Source organism: Methylophilus sp. 14 (genome assembly GCF_015354345.1).
In the GTDB taxonomy this organism is placed as follows: Bacteria; Pseudomonadota; Gammaproteobacteria; order Burkholderiales; family Methylophilaceae; genus Methylophilus.
In genome coordinates, this window is sequence record NZ_JADKYS010000003.1 from 223,194 (window position 1) to 247,235 (window position 24,042).

Annotated in this window: 19 protein-coding genes; 12 read left to right on the top strand and 7 right to left on the bottom strand. The window is 50.6% G+C overall.

All coding sequences use genetic code 11. The features are described 5' to 3' along the window. The first annotated feature begins 187 nt into the window (after positions 1-187). Entirely contained in the window at positions 188-2,410 is a 2,223-nt protein-coding gene (locus tag INP78_RS09405; RefSeq protein ID WP_228522777.1) for a bifunctional diguanylate cyclase/phosphodiesterase, read from the top strand. Positions 2,411-2,414: 4 nt separating this feature from the next. Here the strand turns inward: INP78_RS09405 and INP78_RS09410 are convergent, their stop codons facing one another. Genes INP78_RS09410 through flhB form a run of 7 tightly spaced genes read right to left on the bottom strand, consistent with a single transcriptional unit; the run spans position 2,415 to position 10,265 of the window. Then, entirely contained in the window at positions 2,415-3,305 is an 891-nt protein-coding gene (locus tag INP78_RS09410) for a flagellar motor protein MotB (protein WP_228522779.1), read from the bottom strand. Next, on the bottom strand, positions 3,305-4,057 hold the full coding sequence (locus INP78_RS09415; protein WP_194741939.1) for a flagellar motor protein: 753 nt from the start codon (positions 4,055-4,057) through the stop codon (positions 3,305-3,307). The genes INP78_RS09410 and INP78_RS09415 overlap by 1 nt, the downstream gene beginning before the upstream one ends. Further along, on the bottom strand, positions 4,057-4,791 hold the full coding sequence (locus INP78_RS09420) for an RNA polymerase sigma factor FliA (protein ID WP_194741940.1): 735 nt from the start codon (positions 4,789-4,791) through the stop codon (positions 4,057-4,059). The genes INP78_RS09415 and INP78_RS09420 overlap by 1 nt, the downstream gene beginning before the upstream one ends. 18 nt (positions 4,792-4,809) lie before the next feature. Further along, on the bottom strand, positions 4,810-5,598 hold the full coding sequence (locus tag INP78_RS09425) for a hypothetical protein (RefSeq protein ID WP_194741941.1): 789 nt from the start codon (positions 5,596-5,598) through the stop codon (positions 4,810-4,812). Continuing rightward, positions 5,591-6,982 carry a flagellar biosynthesis protein FlhF gene (gene flhF / locus INP78_RS09430; protein ID WP_194741942.1) on the bottom strand — a complete coding sequence of 464 codons (1,392 nt, stop codon included), beginning with the start codon at positions 6,980-6,982 and terminating at the stop codon, positions 5,591-5,593. The genes INP78_RS09425 and flhF overlap by 8 nt, the downstream gene beginning before the upstream one ends. 1 nt (position 6,983) lies before the next feature. Next, positions 6,984-9,071 (bottom strand): flagellar biosynthesis protein FlhA, encoded by a 2,088-nt coding sequence (gene flhA, locus INP78_RS09435; RefSeq protein WP_194741943.1) that lies wholly within the window; start codon positions 9,069-9,071, stop codon positions 6,984-6,986. Between the two features lie 21 nt (positions 9,072-9,092). Then, complete coding sequence (gene flhB / locus INP78_RS09440; protein ID WP_194741944.1) at positions 9,093-10,265, bottom strand: flagellar biosynthesis protein FlhB; 1,173 nt, start codon at positions 10,263-10,265, stop codon at positions 9,093-9,095. A 611-nt stretch (positions 10,266-10,876) separates the two neighbouring features. On the opposite strand from flhB, the gene flhD reads away from it, so the two are divergent. From flhD to INP78_RS14650, 11 genes are all read left to right on the top strand, one after another. After that, complete coding sequence (gene flhD / locus INP78_RS09445; protein ID WP_194741945.1) at positions 10,877-11,197, top strand: flagellar transcriptional regulator FlhD; 321 nt, start codon at positions 10,877-10,879, stop codon at positions 11,195-11,197. 49 nt (positions 11,198-11,246) lie between these two features. Beyond that, positions 11,247-11,813: a flagellar transcriptional regulator FlhC gene (flhC, locus tag INP78_RS09450; RefSeq protein WP_194741946.1), complete on the top strand. Its 567-nt coding sequence runs from the start codon at positions 11,247-11,249 to the stop codon at positions 11,811-11,813. A 48-nt stretch (positions 11,814-11,861) separates the two neighbouring features. Beyond that, positions 11,862-12,713 (top strand): class I SAM-dependent methyltransferase, encoded by an 852-nt coding sequence (locus INP78_RS09455; protein WP_228522781.1) that lies wholly within the window; start codon positions 11,862-11,864, stop codon positions 12,711-12,713. Positions 12,714-12,912: 199 nt separating this feature from the next. Next, positions 12,913-15,024 carry a bifunctional diguanylate cyclase/phosphodiesterase gene (locus tag INP78_RS09460; protein ID WP_194741947.1) on the top strand — a complete coding sequence of 704 codons (2,112 nt, stop codon included), beginning with the start codon at positions 12,913-12,915 and terminating at the stop codon, positions 15,022-15,024. A gap of 152 nt (positions 15,025-15,176) precedes the next feature. Beyond that, positions 15,177-16,037 carry a flagellar motor stator protein MotA gene (gene motA, locus INP78_RS09465; RefSeq protein WP_194741948.1) on the top strand — a complete coding sequence of 287 codons (861 nt, stop codon included), beginning with the start codon at positions 15,177-15,179 and terminating at the stop codon, positions 16,035-16,037. A gap of 38 nt (positions 16,038-16,075) precedes the next feature. Further along, complete coding sequence (motB, locus tag INP78_RS09470; protein ID WP_194741949.1) at positions 16,076-17,020, top strand: flagellar motor protein MotB; 945 nt, start codon at positions 16,076-16,078, stop codon at positions 17,018-17,020. A 105-nt stretch (positions 17,021-17,125) separates the two neighbouring features. Continuing rightward, positions 17,126-17,668: a chemotaxis protein gene (locus tag INP78_RS09475; RefSeq protein ID WP_194741950.1), complete on the top strand. Its 543-nt coding sequence runs from the start codon at positions 17,126-17,128 to the stop codon at positions 17,666-17,668. Positions 17,669-17,712: 44 nt separating this feature from the next. After that, positions 17,713-18,081, top strand: a complete 369-nt coding sequence (locus tag INP78_RS09480) for a response regulator (protein ID WP_018985223.1) — start codon at positions 17,713-17,715, stop codon at positions 18,079-18,081. Positions 18,082-18,110: 29 nt separating this feature from the next. Continuing rightward, entirely contained in the window at positions 18,111-20,501 is a 2,391-nt protein-coding gene (locus INP78_RS09485; protein WP_194741951.1) for a chemotaxis protein CheW, read from the top strand. A 12-nt stretch (positions 20,502-20,513) separates the two neighbouring features. Then, the gene (locus tag INP78_RS09490; RefSeq protein WP_194741952.1) at positions 20,514-21,029 is read left to right on the top strand and encodes a chemotaxis protein CheW; all 516 of its coding nucleotides are present in this window, start codon (positions 20,514-20,516) and stop codon (positions 21,027-21,029) included. A gap of 94 nt (positions 21,030-21,123) precedes the next feature. After that, positions 21,124-23,742, top strand: a complete 2,619-nt coding sequence (locus tag INP78_RS14650) for a methyl-accepting chemotaxis protein (protein WP_194741953.1) — start codon at positions 21,124-21,126, stop codon at positions 23,740-23,742. The last annotated feature ends 300 nt before the right edge of the window (positions 23,743-24,042 follow it).

Consider the following 24,042-nt stretch of genomic DNA (forward strand, 5'->3'; position numbering starts at 1 on the left):
AACTAAAATTCTTCGGGGGTGTGTCATCTTAACAACCGACGGGCAGAGGGTGCCCAGTTGTCGGCAGTTAGATTTTGCACTGCGGTTGTGAAAGTATGCGATGTCTATAGTAAATCTCGAGCCCAATGCGCTTGCTTTGGCAGGTCAGATCTTGAGCGCTGCGTGCAGTTCGGAGGCTTCAGCAAGTTTGAGCCCTTTGATTGGCCTGAGTGCTTCTTTTGACTTAACTAACGCCTTTGACCAATGGCGTTCTCTGGTCGATTATTCCGGTTTTTATATTGCCGCAGAGACCGATCAGCTCGGTAATGGTGGTTCTGTGCTGGTCTGTCATACCCTTGAGTCCGGCTGTGATTTGTGGGCTTGCCTACCATTGATCACCCATGACCCGATTAAAGCCATCCTGGCCCAGCCTGCGCCTGAAACCACCCAGCGCACCATACAGATTGCCTGCCATGATAGCCACAACCGCTGGCTGGAGTGCAATGTCTATTACTTTAGCCTGCAGACAGGTGAGCCGCGTAGACTGCTACTGGTGCGCGAAACGACAAATGAACAACAGGCCGCGCTGACGTTTCAACAAGAGAAGTTACGTGCGATTGCCTATGAACGCTTCCAGTTTTCTATCCTGGAACTGATCTTAAAAGAACAGGATGCGTTCAGGATTTTAGAAAAAATGGTGCGCGATATTGAGGCCATGCACAGTGGTGTGTATTGCGCGCTGGTGCTGACCAAGAATCTGGGCAAGCTGGTACAAACCGTGATCGCCCCGTCGTTGCCACAAGCATTGCTACAAACATTGCGCCAGTTGCAGCTGGAGGCTGGTAATGGTTCCCTGGCCACGTCTATCGCCATCAAGCAACGGGTGATGGTCGAGAATGTGATGACCCATCCCTACTGGGTGAATCACCGTGAGGCCGCATTGGCCTCTGGCGTGCAAGCAGGTTGGTCTGAGCCGATCTTAACTGCGGATGGGGACGTGCTGGGCGCATTTGCTATCTATTATCGCCAGCCACAAACCCCAAGCGCGCTTGAACAATCCATGATTGAGCAAGCGACCAAATTAATGAGCCTGGTGATTGATAGGCACTTGTCACAAGAGTCGATTCAAAGCCTGGCTTACCTGGAGCCTGTGACCGGCTTGCCCAACCGCAAAAGGGCTTATGAGGTGTTGCAGCAAATACGCATGCAGCCTGAGACGGGTGAACATTGGGGCGTGGTGTATATCGACCTTGATCACTTTAAATGGATTAATGAAGCGCATGGCCATGCAGCAGGTAATAGCTTGTTGCAGCAAGTCGCAGAACGCTTGCAAAAAGTGGCTGAGCAGCACTTTATTGCCTGTATGGGCGGTGATGAGTTCCTGGTCTTGTTATCCGGCCTCGCGGCATCCGAGGACAAAGCCTTGCAGCAGCTCTTGTCCGCGCAGCGTAAGCTGCAAAAGGTCTTTGAGCGCCCGTTTAAAGTCGGTAGCCAAAAGTTGCCGATTACAGCCAGCATGGGCTTATGCAACTTTAACGATATCAGCACCAGTGATACCGACTATGTAAAAGCGGCGGATATCGCCATGCATAAGGCCAAGCAGGGCGGGCGTAATCATGCCTGCGTCTATCAGCCAGGCATGCAAACCGAGATTGCGACGCAGGTGATGCTTGAAACGGAGCTGCGTGAAGCCATCGTGCAGCAACAGTTGCGCTTGCATTACCAGGTGCAGGTCGACCACACCGGCCGCCCATTTGGTGCAGAGGTCTTGTTAAGATGGTTGCATCCGCAGCGCGGCTTGATTTCACCGCTGCAATTTATTGCCGTGGCAGAAACCAGCGGCCTGATTATCGAAATCGGTATGTGGGTGCTAGACCAGGCTTGTGCACAAATTGCACTGTGGCAACGTACATTAAATACCCGTGAGCTCAGTTTGTCGGTCAATATTAGCGCGCGCCAATTTTGCCAGGCCAATTTTGTGGCCATGGTCAAAGCGTGTATTCAGCGTCACCAGATCAATCCCAATGCATTGCGCATGGAGCTGACAGAAAGCGTCTTGCTGGAAAACGTCGATGATGCCGTGCGTATCATGGCGGAACTAAGCCAGTTGGGCATCCAGTTCTCACTGGATGATTTTGGTACTGGCTATTCATCGCTACAGTATTTGAAGAAGTTACCGCTGTATCAACTTAAAATCGACCGCTCGTTTGTGAATGATATTGTCACCGATAGCCATGATCGCACCATTGTCAGGACGATTATTGCCATGGCGCAAAGCATGTACCTGAGTGTGATTGCCGAAGGCGTAGAAACACAAGCGCAGATGGAGTTGCTGTTGAATAACGGTTGCCGCCGCTACCAGGGCTTTTTGTTTGGCCAGCCGATGCCGATTGAGCAGTTTAACGACTGGTTGCAGGGCGCGCTGGTTTAAGCACTTATGGACTTGTTGCGCCAGTTATCCCTGGCACTGGTTGTGCGGCGGGCGCTGCCGAAGTTTCTGGCGTTGGTGCCGCATCTACAGATCCCGCCTGTATCTCTTGCCTATTAGCCACATTGCTGGTTTGTTGGGCGCTGCTTTCCGCCGTTAAAATGCGTATGGTCATGCGCGTATTCATGGCTTGTGCCAAGGCATTATCGCTGCTGGAAACTGGTTTGGTTTCTGCCATGCCGATAGCCGTCAGTTGTTTGCTGGCAATGCCTTGTGCAACCAGGCTGGCAGCCATATGGGCGGCTTGTGCCGCCGTTAGCTCCCAGCGTTTGGTTTCCGCCTCTGGCTGGCCACTAAACACTTGTTTATCGCTATGACCTTCAATCTGTATGGTGCGGTATTCGTTTTTCAGCTGTGCGCCCAGCGCGTTTAACACAGCAGGTGCTTGCGCGGTATAGCTTGTCTGGTTGTTGTTAAACAGCAGGCTGCTTTGAATATCGACCTCAATACCGAGTTCTGACTGGTACACAGTGACCAGTTTCTCGTCTATCCAGGGCGTAAGTGCATGGGCTAGCTGTTGACCAATGGCGCGTACCTTTTCCTGGTCGCGCTGCTTTTTCTCTTGATACAAATAGCTCAAGGGCAGGGGCTTGAGCACTGAGCTCTGGTTTTGCAACGTGGCTTGTGTTTGAGACTCAGGCGCATCCATTTGGCCAGGTTTGCCTTGAAAGGCCGTGACCACGGCACTGGAGAGTGCACGGTACTTGTTCAGGTTGATGGTCGAGGTGGCATACATCACCACAAAAAAGGCAAACAGCAGGGTGATAAAGTCGGCGTATGAAATCAGCCAACGGTCATGGCTCTCATCATCATCGTCCAGTTTTTGGCGCCTGTACATCAGGATTCCCGCAAGTGCAGATAGGATTCCAGGCGCTCGGTGACCAGTTTCGGATTGTCACCACGCGCAATCGACACCCAGGCATTGAGCAGCATTTCGCGCCTGGACATTTCGTGCTGAACATGGCCTTTTAATTTGTTTGAAATCGGCAGGAAGACCAGGTTGGCCAGGGCGACGCCATAAATGGTGGCGACAAAAGCCACCGCAATGCCGCTACCAATTTTGGCCGGGTCTGACAGGTTTTCCATGACGTGAATCAACCCCAGTACTGCACCCAAAATACCCACGGTGGGCGCATAACCACCTGCCGCTGACCAGATTTTGGCGGCTTCACGTTCCTGCAATTCATAGTAATACATATCAATCGCACACACTTCGCGAATGCGGTCAGCCGGCGTGCCGTCAACCAGCAACTGCAAGCCTTTGCGTACAAAAGGATCCTGTTCGCGCTTGATATAGCTTTCCAGTGACAATACGCTTTCCTTGCGTGCCTGCAGGCTCCACTGGTTGATTTTAATGGCGAGCTTTTTTCTGTCGTCTTGCGGGTGTACAAACACCAGGCGCAGCATGCGTATGCCTTTGATAAACAGCTTGAATTCGGTTTGCAGCAGCACGGCACCGGTGGTGCCTAAAATCACCACGGCAAATGCTGCGGGCTGCATCAACGAGTTGAGACGACCTCCATCAATTAATTGCCCAAAGACCAGACCAGCCAGCGCAATGACCAGCCCGGCAATACTGCCCCAATCCATCAGGCCACTCCGGTCCAGGATTTATCGCGCATGGAGGCACGTAAACGGGCCACGGCCTGGCTATGCAACTGGCAGACGCGTGATTCGGACACGCTCATAATGGCGCCGATTTCTTTTAAATTGAGCTCTTGCTCGTAATACAAGCCCATGAGCAATTTTTCACGCTCGGGCAAATGGTCGATAGAGTCAATCAATGCTTCGCGGAAATCACTTTCCAGCAAGGATTTGACCGGATCACTGGTGTCGTCATCCACATAACGGTCCAGAAAGTGCTCGCCGCCATCGTCATCCTGAAAATCTTCGTAGTAAATCAGCTGGTGGCCCTGGCAGTCGCTCAAGACATCATAGTAATCATCCAGCGTGAAGTTCATGTGCTTGGCAATCTCTGACTCGGTAGGTGGGCGGCCAAATTTTTGTTCCAGTTGCTGTACCGCGACCTCGATATCGCGCATGTTTTTGCGGATACCGCGTGGCAGCCAGTCGGCACCACGCAACTCATCGAGCATGGCACCACGCACACGCTGTGAGGCGTAGGTTTCAAATTGCGCGCCGTGATTATCTTCATAACGCTGAATCGCATCCATCAGGCCTATCATGCCTGCTTGCACCAGGTCATCGAGTTCGACACAGGAGGGCAGCTTGGCTTTTAATTGATAAGCCATTTTTTTAACCAGACCGCTATGCTGTTTCAGCATCTGGTCGGTATTGTTAGTCGTGCCTTTAGCGGTATACATGTTTTTCCTCTTTTTACTTTAGGCAACAGCCAGTGATGGCGTGGTGATCCGTTGCTTTTCGAGACGATGTGCCACTGATTTAAAAGCCAATGCGGTCTGGCCAGCTTCGGCAACCGCAGCCTTGGCATTGCCCGCTTTCTTCTGTTCGGCCAAAACTTCTGCCGGCATGGCGCCGATAAAGTCCAGCGTGACGCCCAGAAACTGCTTGCATACCTGGTTCAAGCGCATAAAGTATTGTTGACCCTGGTCATGATTGGCCCCTGTCACCACCACGCCCAACGGGATCTGGCCATGCTGCTGGCTGATGTGCTTGATCGTCACATAGGCCGCTTTAATGGCGGTGTCAGATCTGTCCATTTGAATCACCAGCTCATGCTCTGCAATGAGTGGCATCATCAGGCTGTGGTCTTGCGTATCCAGCTGTGCTTCAATCATGACGGTATCGTAATCGTACGAAAGTTGTTTCACTATACCGTCCAGCTGCCCTTTTAAATCCTGAGATAAAGGCGAGGTTAACAGGTCATTTTCGGCCAAACAGGTCAGGTCATAGCCTTGCGGATGGTTGAGGATGGCGCGTTTGAGTGCACTGTTGTTGGTCACGATGGACTGTAATGAGTGCGCTAGCCCAGGCTGGCGGTTGGCGTGTATCAACAGCAAACGTTGCTCAGGGGCAAGCATGCCCAGTGCCAGATTGCGCATCCATGGCGTGGCTGGCTGGCCATTAGCGCCAATCACGCTAATGATGCGTGCAGAGGTTTTTGCCATAATGCGGCGCAAGCCATCCGCCTGGTCGCGGTAGTTAAACATGTTGCTGCTCCTGACCAGCGGTTTGCATCATGCTGGAAATCACCAGCGGCAACTCTTCATCCAGGTATTGGTAAGGCAAGCTGGCCTGATGCGGCGTCAATACGCGCTCGATCAGGGCCGGCTTGTCGGCCAGTTCAATATCTTCCGGTACACGCTGACCACTGGTGGTGTAGAACAGGCGCATACGCTCGCGGATCAAGACATCCAGTACATTGCCAATCGCGGCGGCTTCGTCCAGTTTGGTGACGATACAACCGGCGATATCATGTTTTTTGTAGCTGCGCATCACATCAGTTAGCGTATCACCGGTAGAGGTTGCATTCAGGCACAGCAATTTTTGAATCGGCGTCTCTGCACGGCTCAGCATAGAAAGCTGCTCGGTCACGGCTTGGTCACGCTGGCTCACGCCCACAGTGTCTACCAGAATCATGTGCTTGCCTTTCAATTCATTCAGCGCAATTTTCAGGTCTTCTTCGTCTTTGACGGCATGCACCATTACGCCCAAAATTTTGCCGTAAATACGCAGTTGTTCGTAACCACCAATCCGGTAGCTGTCTGTGGTGATCAGGCCCAGGTTTTGGGTGCCGTGTTTCATCACATAACGTGCAGCCAGTTTGGCCGTTGTGGTGGTTTTGCCAACGCCAGTCGGGCCAACCAGGGCATACACGCCACCACGGTCCAGCAAGGCATCTTCATCATCCAAAGTGTGCAGGTTGCGGCTAATCACTTCCTTGGCCCACATCGGCGCTTTGTTGACATCAATATGGTTCGGCATTTTTTCAGCAATCTGGCGTGACAGTGAGGCGCTGAAGTTGGCAGAGAGCAGGGTGCTCAGCACTTTGGATTTGGCTGGGCTGTGTTGCAAATGGTGCTGCCAGGTCATGGCGCTCATCTGGGTTTCAAAATGGCTGCGCATCTGACGCATTTCCTGCATCATGCCCATCATTTTGTCTTCCAGCGTTTGCGTGGCCACCTGGTAAGCTTGTTCTTGCTGCTCGCTATGCTGTTTGAGCATATCCAGAATGGCGCCTTCATTGGCGGCTGGCTCTTCAGCCACTGGCGTGCTGTGTTGCACGCTAGGCGCTGACATTGCCGCTTGTGGTGCTGCCTGGCGCGCTAGCTGGCTTTGTGCATGGGCCTGGCCTTGTGCATTCACTTGGCCTTGTGCATTGACAAAGTCCAGCAAGCTGCGGGATTGTTCCATCCCCATCTCGGCAGGCGCTGAATTCGCATTAGAGGCAATGTCTGTTTCCAGCATGGCCATGATTTCGGTGCCGCCATTGACGCTACGGTTCGCAACAATAATGGCATCATCACCCAATGCCTGTTTGACTTGCGCCAATGCTTCGCGTGCATTTTTGCCAAAAAATCTTCTGATGTTCATATTATTGCGCTCCGATTAAACTGGTGACACGAATGGATTTGTTATCTGGCAGCTCGTCATGTGACAACACTCTGAGATGCGGGACGGTTCTTCTTAAAAATCTGGATAAAGCCTGGCGTAGCGGGGCAGCCACCAATAACACCGGGGTCAGGCCCATTTGCTCTTGTTGTCTGGCAGCCACTTCTGTCTGTTGTGACAGTCTTTCGGCAATACCAGGCTCAATCACGCTCTGGTTAGACTGGTTGTTTTGCAAGGCTTGCAGCAGCAGTCTTTCCAGTTGGCCATCCAGCGTCATGGCGGTAATTTCATTGCTGTAAGGGAACAGGTCCTGCACAATGGCGCGGCCGAGTTTGATGCGCACCATAGAAGTCAGGTCATTAGTATCCTGGGTATATTGCGCATGGTCGGCCAGTGTTTCCAGAATGGAGCGCATATCACGGATATGCACGCCTTCGTTGAGCAGGTTCTGCAATACTTTTTGCAGGCTAGACAGCGTAATCATTTTTGGCACGATTTCTTCAATCAGTTTGCTGGATTCTTTACCCAGGTGATCCAGCAATTGTTGTACTTCCTGACGGCCCAGCAGCTCGCCTGCATTCAGCGAAATAATATGGTTCAGGTGCGTGGCAATCACGGTACCTGCATCGACCACGGTATAGCCCAGGCTTTGCGCATATTCTTTACGGTCTGGCTCAATCCACACGGCTGGCAGGCCAAATGCCGGATCAGTCGTTTTGGCACCATCCAGCTCACCAGTCACCGCACCTGGGTCAATCGCCAGCATCTGATGGTAATTGGATTCACCAGTCGCCATTTCGACACCTTTCATGGTGATGCGATAGGCATTGGGCTTCAGGGTCAGGTTGTCGCGGATATGCACAGTCGGTGCCAAAAAGCCGATTTCCTGGGCGAATTTTTTGCGAATACCTTTGATACGTTTGAGCAGTTCGCCACCTTGGCCTTTGTCCACCAGTGGAATCAATCTGTAACCGACTTCCAGGCCTATGGTGTCTACTGGCAATACATCATTCCAGGTCGCTTCTTCCGCTTCGCTGGCTGGCGCCAGTTTGTCTTCTGGTTGTGGCTCAAGTACGGCTTGTTGTTTGGCTTTTTCCTGTTTTTGCTTCACGCTATAAGCCATGCCACCCAGTAACGCACCCAGACCGAGGAAGGCCAGGTGAGGCATGCCTGGAATCAGGCCGATACCGCCGATAATGCCAGCAGTCACGGTCAGCACGCGTGGATTTTCAAACAATTGTGTAATCAGCTGGCCGCCAATGTCTTCGTTGTTGGCGACGCGGGAAACGACCACACCGGCAGCAATAGAAATCACCAGGGAAGGAATCTGTGCCACCAGGCCATCGCCAATCGCCAGCATGGTGTAGTTTTTAACCGCTTCATCAAACGCCAGGTCATGTTGCACCATGCCGACAATCAGGCCGCCAACAATGTTGATGATGATAATCAGGATACCGGCAATGGCATCCCCGCGTACATATTTACTGGCACCGTCCATCGCGCCGTAGAATTCGGATTCCTGGCCAACCTCTTTACGGCGGCGGCGGGCTTCGTCTTCGCCAATCAGGCCAGCGTTCAAGTCAGCGTCAATCGCCATTTGCTTACCAGGCATCGCATCCAAGGTGAAACGGGCGCCCACTTCAGCAATACGGCCAGCACCTTTGGTGATGACGGTGAAGTTAATAATGGTCAGAATCACAAACACCACGATACCGACGGCGTAGTTACCGCCAATCAAAAAGTGCCCAAAGGCTTCAATCACTTTACCGGCGGCATCCGGGCCAGCGTGACCTTCAGTCAGCACCACGCGTGTAGACGCCACGTTGAGCGCCAGGCGCAGCATGGTGGTCATCAGCAACACGGTAGGGAAGGCGATAAAGTCCAGCGGTTTAGTCGTTTGCAGGCCTATCATCAAGACCAGGATAGACAGCGCAATATTAAAGGTGAAGAACACATCGAGCATGATGGCCGGTAACGGCAGGATCATCATCGCCAGCAGCAATACAATAATGAGTGGTGCGGCGATTGCTCGACCGTCCATTTTCCCCATCCATTGTTGCCAATTGTTCATCGTAAACTCCTAAGCCTGCAATTATTCAATGTCCGCCGCAGTCGCTGGTGCGGCATTCAGCGCATGCGGATCCAGCGCGTCTGGTACTGGCACGTTGGATGGCATCGCAGGACGCACACCACCGTGTTGTTTAAATACACGCAGCTGGAACACATAAGCCAGAATCTCGGCCACCGCGGCATACAGCGTTTGTGGAATCTCGCGCTCCAGTTCTGCATGTGCATATAAGGCACGTGCCAGTTTTGGAGACTCCAGTGTCATCACTTCATGTTCAGCGGCAATTTCCTTAATCTTTTGTGCAATCACATCTGCACCCTTGGCCACCACAATCGGCGCACCGTTTTCACCTTCTTTATAGCGAATCGCCACCGCATAGTGGGTTGGGTTGGTGATCACCACATCTGCCTGCGGTACATTACTCATCATTCTTCTGCGTGCCATTTCGCGTTGTTGCTGACGGATACGGCCTTTAATCTCTGGGCTGCCTTCTGACTCTTTGGACTCATCCTTCAGCTCTTGCTTGGTCATTTTGTGTTTCTGCGCGTATTGATAGAGCTGGTAGGGCACATCAATCACCGCAATCAATACCAGCGCAGAAGCAATGGTCAGAAAACCGGTCACCATATAATCACTCACTGTGCTGATGCCGGTAGCCAAAGGCATCTGCGACAAACTCAGCATAGGCTGCAAATCTTTTTTGACGATGCTGTAACCCACAGACGCCACCAGGATGGTTTTAGCAATCGACTTCAATAACTCGACCAGAGAATTCTTGGAGAACAGGTTAGCCAGGCCTTTGATCGGGTTGAGCTTGCCAAAGTTAGGCACCAGGGATTTTTGTGACATCACCCAGCCGCCCACCAGAATCGGCGCTGCGACAGCCACCGAGACAATAATCACGGCCAGTGGCAAAAATGCCCACAGTGCCTGTTCAAGCACTTTCATCATGTGCACGATCAGCAGTTGTGGCTCAAAGGCCATGGCATGGTCAATACTCAGGCCTTGTCTCAACACGTTTTTCAATGCATCACCCATCGGGCGGCTCAGCATCATGATTGCCATGCCGCTGGTAAACAGCACCGCACATGCAGCCAGTTCGCGAGAGCGGGGAACGTCGCCGTCTTCGCGTGCCTTCTCCAATCGCTTGGGGGACGCGTCTTCGGTTTTTTCCATATCGCTGTCTTCAGCTGCCATGTCCTAAACTCTTTCGTTTCACGGATACAACGCACAAGTTGTATTTCTTGTGAGTGATTATTGGCTAGAAAAACGCTTTTTTATGTCTGGAATAAAAGGGCTTATTGACCGCTTTCTATCAGTTGCGGTTTGCCAGATGTTAAGAGGTGCAAATAATAAAATTATTATTCTTTTTAAAACAACGTGTTATGTGATTTGTTGAATTTTTTTGCGCCGCAGCCCTAAAGTTTTAGTTTGTGCTGTCGTTAACCGGGATAGCACAAATAGTTTTTATGAAAGCGCTAAAAGCAGACTAAACAGACAAAAAACAGTTGTTTACGGAATACAACAGGAAAACTTTAATTATTTTTTGAATTGGATTGATCAGAATGCTGCGAACATAGACGAAAGTTGTTGCGGTGTAACATTAAATATACGCCATAACTTATTGATATTTAAGGTTGTGGTGGGTGCCATGTAGGGGTTTGTCAGACAAACACCTACATGGCTGTTTTCGTCTGTCTTACAAAAGAAACCGACAAACCCTGATTGTTGCTCTTCATGATTGCGCGCAAAGTACGCCTAACGCTCAGGCGGACTTAAATTAACGCTAAAAAAACGGAGACAAGATCATGAACATGCAAAACGATTTACTCGCTGAAATCAAAGATGCCAACCTGAACTATCTGATGTTGGCCCAACAACTGATCCGCGCTGACAAAGCCACTGCCATTTTCCGCCTCGGTATTAATAAGGAAATCGCAGACCTGCTGGAAAACCTGACTAACCTGCAATTGCTCAAACTCTGTAATACCAATATGTTGCTGACTCGCTTCCGTTTTGATGACAGCGAAATTCTGGGCATGTTGACCAGCTACTCCAAAGATCCAGCCCAGGCACATCTGCATACTGCGGTATTGATGTCTGCTCAGGCTTCAGAGTCCACTGTATAACAGTGTAGACATTTCCATCTAGCGATAAGAAATAGAAAAGAGGGTTATCATGCAAAAGAAGAGTGTAGTAAACGAAGCAGAACAAATTCAACTGGCAATGCAAATGATCTCGCTGGGCGCACGCCTGCAATTGCTGGAATCTCAAACGACCTTGTCACGTGAGCGTTTGATCAAGCTCTACAAAGAGATGAAGGGCGTTTCTCCTCCAAAAGGCATGTTGCCATTTTCTACCGACTGGTTCTTGACCTGGCAGCCAAACATTCATTCCTCCATTTTCTACAATATCTATCGTTTCATGGTGGATTATGCTGGCGTAGACGGTATCCAGGCCATTATCAAAGCCTACACCCTGTATATGCAGCAAGTACAAAATCCTGATGCAGCGCAACAAGAAGAGCCTGTGCTGTCATTGACCCGTGCCTGGACGCTGGTGCGCTTTATCGAAAGCAAAATGCTGACAACCAAAGTCTGTCATTGCTGCGGCGGTAACTACATCGTCAACAGCTACGACCTGAACCAGAACTATGTATGCAACCTGTGCCACGTGCCTTCACGTGCCGGTAAAACCAAAAAAGCCAAAGAACTCAGCTACAAACTGGTTTCAATGACTGCTTAACAGGTGATGCGCAGGTGGTGATACATCCTGCGAAATGAAGGATACAGCATGCACTCGGTAGAACTTCCGGTAGAGGCGTTGCCATCCCAGCCATGGGTGCAGCGTCTCTTGCCAAAAAGATTATGGTCCCAGGCCTTGCTGATCCAATGTGTGAGTATGCTGTTGATGACGGGCCTGGCGCCTGGCGTGATCAACAGCGTATTTGCGTTTGAACTACGTAGTTTGGGCATCCGGCTGGATTCGGTCTGGTTCTGGTTATTCCCTCATATCTGCGTTGTCAGTGTGCTCGCGATAGCGGCGCGCATGCCGGTCTGGTGGCGCTGGATCCATGTGATTTTTCCGGTGGCTGTGATTTTTATGCAGCAGGTGGCGTTGCCTGCCACGGTGTATTTTGCCGGTTTTGTCATCACGCTGGCTTTATACTGGTCTGTGCATAACACACGCGTCCCGTTTTACCCGTCTTTTCCGTCTACCTGGCGCGCCATGCACCATATTCTGGAACAGCATGCAGACGACCACTCCCTGAAAGTACTCGATATCGGCAGCGGCATTGGTGATCTCGCCATGTTTTTGGCCAAACAACGCATACACGATCAGGTCTCTGGCATTGAGATCGCGCCTTTACCCTGGGCGGTGAGTGCGGTGCGCGCCTTATTTTCTGGCACCAGTGTCACCTTCACGCTGGGCGATTACCGCTCGATCAATTTTGCCGAACTAGACGTGGTCTTTGCATATTTGTCACCGGCAGTGATGCAGGATGTCTGGCAAAAAGTCCAACAGGAGATGCGGCCAGGCTGCCTGTTTGTCACTTCCGAGTTTCCGGTGCCTGACGTGGTTGCCGAGCACATTGTGTTCCCCAGCGCACATTCCCCAGCGTTATACGTCTACCTCAAAAAGTAGTTTAATCAAACTTTACATGGCGGGCGATGTACATGCCCCCTGCATTTCTGTTTTGATATCAACAGCATGCGGCAACTGGCGCGCGAGTGCCTGATGCTTTTTGCGCATGCTTGGCAAAGACACCTGTTCATAAATACAAAAAATAGTCGATATATCTAACTAAGCCGATATATCCAAATAACGTAGGTCTGTGGGGGACATGCAATTGGCAGATTCGCAGCAAAAGCAGGGCGCGACATCCTTTTTCTCAGCGTTGCTTGACTCGGTGAGCCAGGCCATTGTGGCTGAGTCTGTGGACGGGATGATCATCTACTGTAATCCTGCTGCAGAAGCCTTACTCGGCTACGCCGCTGCAGACCTGCTAGGCCTGCTTTTCAACAGAATATTGCCCGATCCTGAGCTTCATACCCACAAAACCCTGCTGGCAAAACAAGGCCAGGGCCATTTGCCTGACCACTATCAAACCCTGTGTTGTAGCAGCCAAAACCCCGCCTTAGACGTCATGGTGACCGTCACGCCGCTACTGAGTCAAGATGGCATTTTGATCGGATTTTCGTCTGAAATTGAGGTCACTGAGTCCGCGCAGGGCAGACAGCAGGCGCTGAATGAACTCACGCGCTACAAGCAAAACCTGGCGGCCATTGTCGAGTCTTCGGATGATGCGATTATCAGCAAAACGCTGGAGGGGATTGTCACCAGCTGGAACAAGGCTGCAGAGAAAATCTTTGGCTACACGGCTGAAGAAATGGTCGGCCAGCCTATGCTGAAAATCTTTCCGCCTGATCGGGTAGACGAAGAGATGCATATCTTGAGCAAACTCAAGTCTGGCGAAAAAGTAGATCATTTTCAAACCATGCGTTTGCATAAGTCAGGGCGGCAAATCCATATTTCTGTCACGGTGTCACCGATTTACGATACGGAGGGCGAGATTATTGGCGCCTCCAAAATTGCCAAAGACATCACCGAAAAACTGAATACCGAAAAACTGGTCTGGCGGCAGGCCAATTATGATGCCTTGACCAACTTGCCCAACCGACGATTGCTGATGGACCGGCTAGCGATGGAGGTGAGCAAGGCGCATCGTGAAATGCATGGCCTGACCATCATGTTTATTGACCTCGACCATTTTAAAGAGGTGAATGATTCACTAGGCCACAATATCGGTGACGAGCTCTTGCAAAAAGTCAGTCACCGTATTCGTGACTGTTTCCGGCAGTCTGACATGCTGGCGCGGTTTGGCGGCGACGAATTTGTGGCGCTGATGCCTTGCCTGAGCCAACGCAAAGACATAGACACGGTGTGCTCAAAATTATTAAAAGTGTTGAGTGACCCTTTTACTCTGGAAGACGCCAATACCGTCTATGTCTCCGCCAGCATAGGCATTGCCGTCTATCCGATGGACGGCGAATCGGACCAGGAGTTGATCAAGCATGCCGACCAGGCCATGTATGAGGCGAAAAGAAAAGGCCGCAATCAGGCCAAGTATTTTATCCCGGCCATGCAAACCTCGTTGGATAAACACCACCAGCTGGGCGTGGACTTGCGCTTCGCCCTGCAAAACAATGAGTTTTTTCTGACCTACCAGCCGATTATCGATTTAAATAACGAGCAGATTGTGAAGGCAGAAGCCCTGATCCGCTGGAACCATCCCTTGCTGGGCGTGCTGTCACCCATGGAGTTTATCCCGATTGCCGAAGAAACCGGCATTATCCATGGCCTGGGCGACTGGGTATTCAGGACCGCCGTCAGGCAGCTTAAGCGCTGGCAGGAGGACTTTGGCTTACCCTTGCAGCTCAGTATCAATAAATCGCCGGTGCAATTTAATATCGGCAATGACGTGCCGCAACATTGGCGCGCTTTTTTGCAGGAAACCGGGTTGTCGGGCGAGCATTTGATTATCGAAATCACCGAGTCGACCATGATGACGCAACAGGAATCTACGCAAAACAAACTATTGAGTTTTGCTGAACTGGGCATTCAAGTGGCGATTGATGATTTTGGCACCGGCTATTCCTCATTGGCTTATTTGAACAAGTTTGACATCGACTACATTAAGATTGATAAAGCGTTTGTGCAAGAGATGAAACAGGACTGCCAAAGCTTTCATTTATGTGAAGCGTTGGTGGTGATGGCACACAAACTCGGATTAAAGGTGGTGGCAGAAGGCGTTGAAACGCAAGAGCAGCACCAGCTGTTAAGCGCCATGCGATGTGACTATGGCCAAGGCTACTATTATTCCAAACCGCTGACGCACGACCTGTTCGAGCAACTCCTGCAAGGTCAATCAATGACGCGTTTATCGCCTGCCTGATCGTTTCAGCCCAAGCCTGGTCAGGCAACCGGTCTGCCCTCCGCACCCTGCCAGGGTGATTTAACTGGCTAAATCCCTTTTATTTGAAAAAATGAATCCAGCCATGCATTGCTATGCTTTCCATAGTTAACTGCTAAAAGTGGAGCAAAAGCATGTTTGTCATCATTGGGTATGTTGTTGTTTGTGGCATGGTGTTTGGGGGCTATGCGCTGGCTGGTGGCCATTTGGGCGCGTTATGGCAACCGCTGGAAGTCATGATGATTTTTGGCGGTGCCTTTGGTGCCTTTATTGTCGGCAACGACACCAAGGCGATTAAAGCCACTTTAAAAGCGATCCCCACATTGTTTAAAGGCTCCAAATACAACAAACAGTTGTATATGGATTTGCTGGCGCTGCTGTTTGAAATCCTGACCAAAATCCGTAAGGATGGTCTGATGTCGATTGAAAAAGACATTGAAGACCCAGAGGCTAGTGCCTTGTTTAGCAAGTATCCCTCCATCGTGCACGACCATCATCTGGTCGAATTCATTTGTGATTATCTGCGTTTGATGGTGTCCGGCAATATGGATGCCTTCCAGGTCGAAAACCTGATGGACAACGAACTGGAAACCCACCATATGGAAGGCCATGTGCCTGCCCATTGTATTGCCAAACTGGGCGATGGTTTGCCAGCGTTCGGGATTGTGGCCGCGGTGATGGGCGTGGTGCATACCATGGAAAACGTCGCCTTGCCGCCTGCTGAGCTGGGGATTCTGATTGCGCACGCGCTGGTGGGGACCTTTTTGGGGATTTTGCTGGCGTATGGCTTTATTGGCCCATTGTCCGGCTTGCTGGAGCAAAAGCTGGAAGAGTCCAGCAAGAGCTTCCAGACCGTCAAGGTTGTGTTGCTCGCCAGCCTGAATGGCTATGCGCCGCCAATTGCGGTGGAGTTCGGTCGTAAAGTGCTTTATTCCACCGAGCGTCCTGGCTTTACCGAGCTCGAAGAGCACGTGAAGCAGGCAAAATCCAAGTAACTAGTCCAAGTCACTATTAAGGCCGCCGGGAGAGCGTCATGGCAGAAGAACACATTGCCCCGATTATCGTTAAAAAAATCAAAAAGGGTGGCGGGGGCCACCACGGCGGCGCCTGGAAAATTGCTTATGCTGACTTTGTGACAGCGATGATGGCGTTTTTCTTGTTGATGTGGCTGTTGGGCTCGACCTCCAAAGCGCAAAAAGAGGGCATTGCTGAATACTTTCAAACACCGTTACACGTCGTGTTGATGGGGCCGTCCATGGGCCAAAGTGATTCGGCGCTGAAAAATACCGGCGGTAAAGATGTGACCAAAAAACAAGGTCAGGTCAAGCCGGTAGAAGGCGATCCGGGCAAACTCAAAACAGTCAAACTGGAAGACGTTAAAGAAGCCTTGAAACAGGCCGAAAAAGTTAAATTGGAAGCACTCAAGGCCAAGATTGAGCAGGCCATCGAAGACAATCCGACCTTGCAGCAATTCAAGTCACAACTCAAGCTGGATATCACCAGTGAAGGCTTGCGCGTGCAGATTATTGACGAGCAAAACCGGCCCATGTTTGAGAACGCCAAGGCAGAGTTGCAGCCGTATGCCAAAACGATTTTGCGTGAGATCGGCAAAACGCTGAATGGGGTGGATAACAAAATTAGTCTGTCCGGGCACACCGATGCTGCGGGCTATGCGAATGGTGACCACGGCTACAGCAACTGGGAGTTGTCTGCCGACCGGGCGAACGCTTCAAGGCGCGAGCTGATTGCGGGTGGTATGGATGAAACCAAGCTGATGCGGGTGGTTGGCCTGGGCTCCGCCATCATGATGGATAAAGAGAATCCGTTTAATCCGATTAACCGTCGCATCAGTTTAATTGTCATGAACAAGGAAACCGAAGAGGAATTACTCAAGGATAACGATCAGATTTCTGTCAGTGAGCATGACAAAACACAAGTCGAAGCATTGCAGAACAAGGCGGAGAAGCCTGCACCTTAAAACAGGGCAACGCAGGCTGAACCTAAAGCGTGAAAGAAATAAGTCATTTTTACATTGTTTATTTCTTGATTGAAAAACCGGGGAATCAGGCAAGATAGGACCACTATGAAAACATTGCCCATAGAAGAATTAAGAGAATTACTGGCCGCAGTCTCGCGTCACGGTGACTGGCATCTGCTTGAGATCGAAACCGATTTGCAGCAAACCGCCTTTTTACTCAACGAAGCGATAGAAAAGCTCAGTGCCAGTTTTATGACGGTGTATGCCCAGCTGACAGACCAGCAGGCTGCTTTGCAGCTGTTGGCAGACGCTGGCAAATTGCAGCCGGAAGAAATGCAGCAGTTGCAGGTGTTTCAGGACAACATTGGCCAGGAGATCAATAAAGTGGTCACTGGCATGCAGTTTCAGGACATGACTAACCAATTGCTGCAACGCACCATCAATCGTGTGCATGGCTTAAAAGACTTGTTACATGAGCTGTCCAGTCATCAGTTTCCGATGGCTGCAGATGATGAGCATGAAGAAATCAGACGTTTCATCATGCAGCTAAACCAGAATTTTGATCAGGGTAGCCAGCATCTGACCGGCAATTTACGCAAGTCGGTCAACCAGCAGGACTTGGCTACCGGTGATATCGATTTATTTTAATCACAGCGGCGTTTAACAAAATTAGTGAAAAAGGCGAATCAAACATGGCGAAAACAATTTTAACAGTAGACGACTCCGGATCATTGCGTCAGATGGTGGCTTTCAGTCTGAAAGCGGCTGGCTACGATGTCGTACAGGCCGTAGATGGTCAGGATGGCCTCAACAAAGCCAAAGAGAAAACCGTAGACCTAGTGCTGACTGACCAGAACATGCCGGTGATGGATGGCCTGACGCTGATTACCAATTTGCGCACGCTCGCCTCTTATCAAAAGGTGCCTATCCTGATGCTGACCACCGAGTCCTCTGATGAGATGAAAGCCAAAGGCAAAGCCGCCGGTGCCAACGGTTGGCTGGTCAAGCCGTTTGATCCAAAACGCCTGATTGAAGTGGTACAAAAAGTAATCGGTGCCTAAGCACCGCTGGTAAAGGACTGGAGTAAACAATGACAGTGGATATGAGCCAGTTTTATGAGGTGTTCTTTGACGAAGCCGAGGAGTTGTTGGCTGAGGCAGAGCATCTGTTGCTGAGTATCGATGTGGAATCGCCGGATGTTGAGCAGTTAAACGCTATTTTTAGAGCGGCACACTCCATTAAAGGCGGTGCTGCGACGTTTGGGTTTATGGACATGACGGAAATTACGCATGTACTGGAAAACCTGCTCGACAAAATCCGTAAAAACGAGATGGCGTTGACCACCGAACACGTGGATGCATTTCTGGCAGCCAAAGATGTGATCAAGATGCAAGTCGATGGTCATCGTCATGGCTCAGACGTGAATGCGGAGCAAGTGAGCGATGTGGCGATGATGCTGAAGTCACTTTCTGAAGGCAAAGCCGCGGTGGCCGCTGCACCGGTTGAGGCTGCTGCCAGTGTTGAAGCTGCACCTGCTGCAGCGCCAGCTGCTCAAATGGCAAAACCTGCATTGACGATTACGGACGAAGAAAAAGCCAAAGGCATGACCTTGTACGACGTGGGTTTGCCTACCGTGACTGAAAAAGACCTGGCTAACCTCAAAGACGAGTTGGCCTTGTTAGGTGAAGTCGCCGTGTATGAGCGCAGCGAGAATGTACATGCCGTGCTGGTGAAAACCGATTCCAGTGCTGACGACATTGTCTCTATCTGTTCCTTTATTGTTGACGCTGATGCCTTGGTGATCCAGGTGGCAGGCGATACAGCGAGTGCACCAGCACCAGCAGCCGTGGAAGCGGCACCAGTCGCCGCCGCGCCGGTGGCCGCAGAAGCAGATCTTGGCTACGGTTTTTTTGATGATGAGCCGGTTGTTACAACAGACAGCAAAACCCAAGAAGCCAAAGCTGATGATGGCAAAGTAAAAGTGGCTGAAGAAATGGGCTACGGCCTGTTTGCCAGCAATGGTGAAGAGCAGCAGGAAGAGGGCTACGGTTTCTTTGCGCCGTTCAAACCACATCCGGATGCGCCTAAAGCCCAAATGATTGGTGACGAGAATGCCGCCGCTGCGATGGCAAAAGCCAAGGCAGAAACAGCCGCAACACCGGTGGCTGCCGCACCGCAAGAAGAGCGCCGTCAGCAACAAGGTCGTCGTGAATCCGACAAGCCTGCTGCTGCCGCCCAGAGTGCAGAAAGCACATCGATTCGTGTCGGTATTGAAAAAGTGGACCAGTTGATTAACCTAGTTGGCGAGCTGGTGATCACACAAGCCATGATTGAGCAACGTGTGAATGCGCTTGATCCAGTGGATAACGAAGCCTTGATTAATAGTGTTGGTCAGTTGACCCGTAACACCCGCGATTTGCAAGAGTCCGTGATGTCTATCCGCATGATGCCGATGGACTTTGTGTTCTCGCGCTTCCCACGCATGGTGCGTGACCTGGCGGGAAAATTGGGCAAAAAAGTGGAGTTTGTCACCAGTGGTGCGACCACTGAGCTCGATAAGAGCTTGATTGAACGGATTGTTGACCCGTTGACGCACCTGGTGCGTAACAGTGTCGACCACGGCATCGAAAAGCCTGAAGTCCGTCGCGAGATGGGTAAGCCCGAAAGTGGGACATTAACCCTGTCTGCAGCGCATAAAGGCGGCAGCATCGTGATTGAAGTGACCGATGATGGCGGTGGTTTGAACCGCGACAAAATTCTGGCCAAAGCGGCTTCAAACGGTTTGCCGGTCAATGAAAGCATGACCGACAACGAAGTGTTTAGCCTGATCTTTGCACCAGGCTTCTCTACCGCTGAAGTGGTCACCGATGTGTCTGGTCGCGGTGTCGGCATGGACGTAGTGAAACGAAATATTACCTCCATGGGCGGTCATATTGAGATTCGCTCGGCGCTTGGCTACGGCACCACCATTTCGATTTCATTGCCACTCACCCTGGCGATTCTCGATGGCATGTCTGTGTCACTGGGCAAGAGCGTTTATGTGGTGCCTTTGAACCTGATTGTAGAGACATTGCAGCCACGTGCCGAGGACCTGAAAACTGTGACTGGCGAAGGCCTGATGGTGCATGTGCGTGGTGAATATCTACCGATTATCGCCCTGCATGCCTTGTTTAATCATCCGACCCAGATCACTAACCCAACTGACGGTGTGTTATTGATCCTGGAAGCCGATGGCAAGAAATCTGCCTTGTTTGTCGACCGTCTGGTTGGCCAGCAGCAAGTGGTGATCAAGAGCCTGGAAACCAACTTCAAGCGTATTCCTGGCGTCTCAGGCGCAACCATTATGGGCGATGGCTCAGTGGCACTGATTCTGGACGTGCCAGCCATTATCCAGATGGGGCAAACCACAAATTATGTGACGGGTGGCATGGCATTTTCCAACCAGAACTATTTAACTTCACAAAATACCATCAATGCATAAGGAGCATATGCAATGAGTACAAGCACAGAAATGAGCAATTCCTTGAGCGGCAACGCAGGTAATGGCTTGAAAACCGCAGCAGGTGAATACCTGACCTTTGTTCTCGGCAGCGAGCAATACGGCATCGAGATTCTCAAGGTGCAGGAGATTCGCGGCTACGACGCGGTCACCCAGATCGCCAACATGCCTTCGTTTATCAAAGGCGTGATTAATCTGCGCGGCAAAATCGTGCCGATTGTTGATCTGCGTATCAAATTCAACCTGGGCAAGGTTGAGTATAACGAATTCACTGTGGTGATTATTCTGAACCTCAATGGCCGTATCGTCGGCATTGTGGTCGATGGCGTGTCTGATGTGCGCGAGTTGCGTGAAGAGCACTTGCGAGAAGTGCCATCACTGGTGACCCGTATTGATACCAAATACATTGTTGGCCTGGCAACCATTGAGCAGGAAATGCTGATTCTGGTCGACATTGATAAATTGATGACCAGTGATGAAATGCAACTGATGGATGCTGCAGTACATTAATTAACCAAGCAACACGCTATAAAAACGTGCACAACACAAAAATACCAAGCACGAAGCCTCTTACACAGAGATACTTTATTCAAGGATAAACATTATGTTTTCTACCATCGTGAACAAGCTGGCGGCAGGGACTCGGGATTATCGGAACAATTTAGACCAGGTAGCGGAATTTAGCGCGCTAAAGTCTGAGATCAGCAAAGCAAGAGCCATTATTGAGCTGAGTGCCAAAGGCGACATCAGCCTCGTCAATGACAATTTGTGTACGTCGTTAGGTTATAGCGCCAAGGAGTTGGTTGGCCAGCACCATCGTACCTTAGTGGCACGCGAAGAGGCTGCTAAGCCGGACTATGAACAATTCTGGAATGCCTTGCAAGGCGGCAAGTCACAAGTCGGCAGCTTTAAGCTGATCAACAAAGAGGGCGCTGAGACCTGGTTTCAGGGCTACTATGCGCCTGTGATGCAAGGCACGCAGTTGCGCAAAGTGGTGGCTTATTTGACCGATATTACGGTAGATAAGAAACGTAATCTGGCCTTACAAGAAGAAGAAAATGCATTGAATGAATCATTTGGCGTGATGGAATGTGATCTGCAAGGCAATATTCTGGCCTGCAACGACGTGTTCCTGAAGCCGCTGGGGTATCAACACGGCGAAGTGATTGGCAAACACATTTCGATGTTTTTAAAAGAAAATACGGCACAAAGCGCTGAATACAAGCAACTTTGGCAGAGGTTGAATAAAGGAGAAAACGCCAAGCTCGAAATCTGTCGCGTGGCTAAAAACGGCAGTGAGTTCTGGTTTAGCACCAGTTATGTGCCTATCATGGGCGCGGATGGCACCGTCTCTAAAGTCAAGGTGTACTCCTACTGTATCACCGAAGAAAAACAAAAACAGCTTAACTTTCAAGGGCAAGTCGCGGCGATTAATCAATCGCAAGCAGTGACTGAGTTCGATATCCATGGCAATGTGTTGGCCGCGAATCAGAACTTTTTGACATTAACTGGGTATACCCTGGATGAAGTCTTGGGCAAGCATCACAGCATGTTTGTCAGTGAGCGTTACAAGGCCAGCCAGGAATACAAGGACTTTTGGGCCAAATTAAACCGTGGTCAGGCCGATGTCGGTGTGTACCACCGCTATGGCAAACAGGGTAAAGATATTTATCTGCAAGCGTCTTACAACCCCATCATGGGCTTGGATGGCAAGCCAGTCAAAGTGGTGAAATTCGCCACAGATATTACACCGGCAGTATTGGCGGATCAGGCGCAAAAGGCCAAGGCACGCGAAGCGACCATGATCAAAAACGCACTCGAGGCCTCTTCTAATAGCTTGATGATGGCGGACAAAGACGGGTTTATTACCTATATGAACCCGGCTGCACTTGATCTGATGCGTGAATCCAGCAAAACATTCAAACAGTTGTTCCCACACTTTGATCCTGAAAAACTGATCGGCCAAAACTATGATGTGTTTCATAAAAACCCAGCGCATCAGCGTAATTTGCTCGGCGGCCTGACTGGCAAGCATCAGACAGAAATTGGCGTCGGTGATATGTTTTTCCGCCTGACTGCCAACCCGATTTTCGACAATGATGGCGAACGTCTGGGCACGGTGATTGAATGGGTAGACCAGACGCAGGAAAAGCGTGTGGAAAACCAGATCAGCGAAGCCTTGAAATTGGCGGTGGATGGCGACGTGACCTATAGACTGGACACCTCAATTGCTAAAGGTTCCGCAGTCGAAACCATGAACTCCATCAACCAGTTGCTGGATATCATGAACGACATCCTGATCAACGTGCGTGATGCCGGTGAAACCATTAATACCGCCGCGCATGAAATCTCTAGCGGTAACAACGATTTGTCCAGCCGCACCGAGCAGCAGGCTTCTAACCTGGAAGAAACAGCGTCCAGCATGGAGCAACTGGCTTCTACCGTGAAACAGAACGCTGAAAACGCACGTCAGGCCAACCAAATGGCTGAAGCCGCCTCACAAGTGGCGATTCGTGGCGGTGAAGTGGTGGGTAACGTGGTGACAACCATGAGCGCGATTAATGAAAGTGCCCGCAAAATTGAAGATATTATTTCTGTGATTGACGGTATTGCCTTCCAGACCAATATCCTGGCACTGAACGCGGCTGTAGAAGCGGCACGTGCAGGTGAGCAGGGCAGAGGTTTCGCGGTGGTGGCAGGTGAAGTACGCAACCTGGCGCAACGCTCTGCCAGTGCGGCCAAAGAGATCAAAGAACTGATCACTGACTCTGTGAATAAAACCACAGATGGCACAAAACTGGTAGAAAGTGCCGGTGAAACAATGCACGAAGTAGTGACCTCGGTACAACGCGTGACCGATATCATGAGTGAAATTACGGCGGCTTCTGCCGAGCAAAGCTCAGGCATTAATCAGGTCAACGATGCCGTGAACCATATGGATGAAGTCACCCAGCAAAACGCGGCCCTGGTGGAAGAGGCGGCAGCCGCTGCTGAGTCACTGGTTGAGCAGGCGTCTAACCTGATGGATACGGTGAACAGATTCAAATTGCGTGGTGGCGCGGCAACCAGCAGCCGTGCTTCTAGCCCACGTCCGGCCACAGTCAGCCGCCCTGCGGCAGCGCCTGTGAGCAAAGCCAAGCCGGTGGCAGCACAAAGTCATGCAGTCAGCCAGCCCAAGGCGTTAAAAACCGGCACTGATGATAATGATTGGGAAGAGTTTTAATGTCCCTGTCTGATTAATCTGTCTGCTTGTTTCTGTGAGAGGAAAAGCCCATGACAAATGTTCTTCTGAAAGTGTTTGCTGCCCTGGTTGAAGGCTTTTTGTTGTGGGCATCGGCAGTGATTGGTTATCCCTTATAACGGATATTTCTTAATAAAGGGTGTCATTCGCGATCAATCATGATGCCCACGCGGTAACGTTTACAAACCGACGAAAGTCGGTTTTTTTATGTCTGCTGTAACCATGAATAAGACCGTGATTTCCTGTTTTATTCCGACATATTGTTTGAACTGTTTTTGACAT

Excerpts from the sequence above, each read along its gene's own strand:
- INP78_RS09415 (WP_194741939.1), bottom strand. The coding sequence starts at position 4,057 with ATGGATTGGGGCAGTATTGCCGGGCTGGTCATTGCGCTGGCTGGTCTG.
- flhB (WP_194741944.1), bottom strand. The coding sequence starts at position 10,265 with ATGGCAGCTGAAGACAGCGATATGGAAAAAACCGAAGACGCGTCCCCC.
- INP78_RS09480 (WP_018985223.1), top strand. The coding sequence starts at position 17,713 with ATGGCGAAAACAATTTTAACAGTAGACGACTCCGGATCATTGCGTCAG.
- flhF (WP_194741942.1), bottom strand. The coding sequence starts at position 6,982 with ATGAACATCAGAAGATTTTTTGGCAAAAATGCACGCGAAGCATTGGCG.
- INP78_RS09425 (WP_194741941.1), bottom strand. The coding sequence starts at position 5,598 with ATGTTTAACTACCGCGACCAGGCGGATGGCTTGCGCCGCATTATGGCA.
- INP78_RS09410 (WP_228522779.1), bottom strand. The coding sequence starts at position 3,305 with ATGTACAGGCGCCAAAAACTGGACGATGATGATGAGAGCCATGACCGT.
- motB (WP_194741949.1), top strand. The coding sequence starts at position 16,076 with ATGGCAGAAGAACACATTGCCCCGATTATCGTTAAAAAAATCAAAAAG.
- INP78_RS14650 (WP_194741953.1), top strand. The coding sequence starts at position 21,124 with ATGTTTTCTACCATCGTGAACAAGCTGGCGGCAGGGACTCGGGATTAT.
- INP78_RS09420 (WP_194741940.1), bottom strand. The coding sequence starts at position 4,791 with ATGTATACCGCTAAAGGCACGACTAACAATACCGACCAGATGCTGAAA.
- motA (WP_194741948.1), top strand. The coding sequence starts at position 15,177 with ATGTTTGTCATCATTGGGTATGTTGTTGTTTGTGGCATGGTGTTTGGG.
- INP78_RS09490 (WP_194741952.1), top strand. The coding sequence starts at position 20,514 with ATGAGTACAAGCACAGAAATGAGCAATTCCTTGAGCGGCAACGCAGGT.
- INP78_RS09455 (WP_228522781.1), top strand. The coding sequence starts at position 11,862 with ATGCACTCGGTAGAACTTCCGGTAGAGGCGTTGCCATCCCAGCCATGG.
- flhC (WP_194741946.1), top strand. The coding sequence starts at position 11,247 with ATGCAAAAGAAGAGTGTAGTAAACGAAGCAGAACAAATTCAACTGGCA.
- flhA (WP_194741943.1), bottom strand. The coding sequence starts at position 9,071 with ATGAACAATTGGCAACAATGGATGGGGAAAATGGACGGTCGAGCAATC.
- INP78_RS09485 (WP_194741951.1), top strand. The coding sequence starts at position 18,111 with ATGACAGTGGATATGAGCCAGTTTTATGAGGTGTTCTTTGACGAAGCC.
- flhD (WP_194741945.1), top strand. The coding sequence starts at position 10,877 with ATGAACATGCAAAACGATTTACTCGCTGAAATCAAAGATGCCAACCTG.
- INP78_RS09475 (WP_194741950.1), top strand. The coding sequence starts at position 17,126 with ATGAAAACATTGCCCATAGAAGAATTAAGAGAATTACTGGCCGCAGTC.
- INP78_RS09460 (WP_194741947.1), top strand. The coding sequence starts at position 12,913 with ATGCAATTGGCAGATTCGCAGCAAAAGCAGGGCGCGACATCCTTTTTC.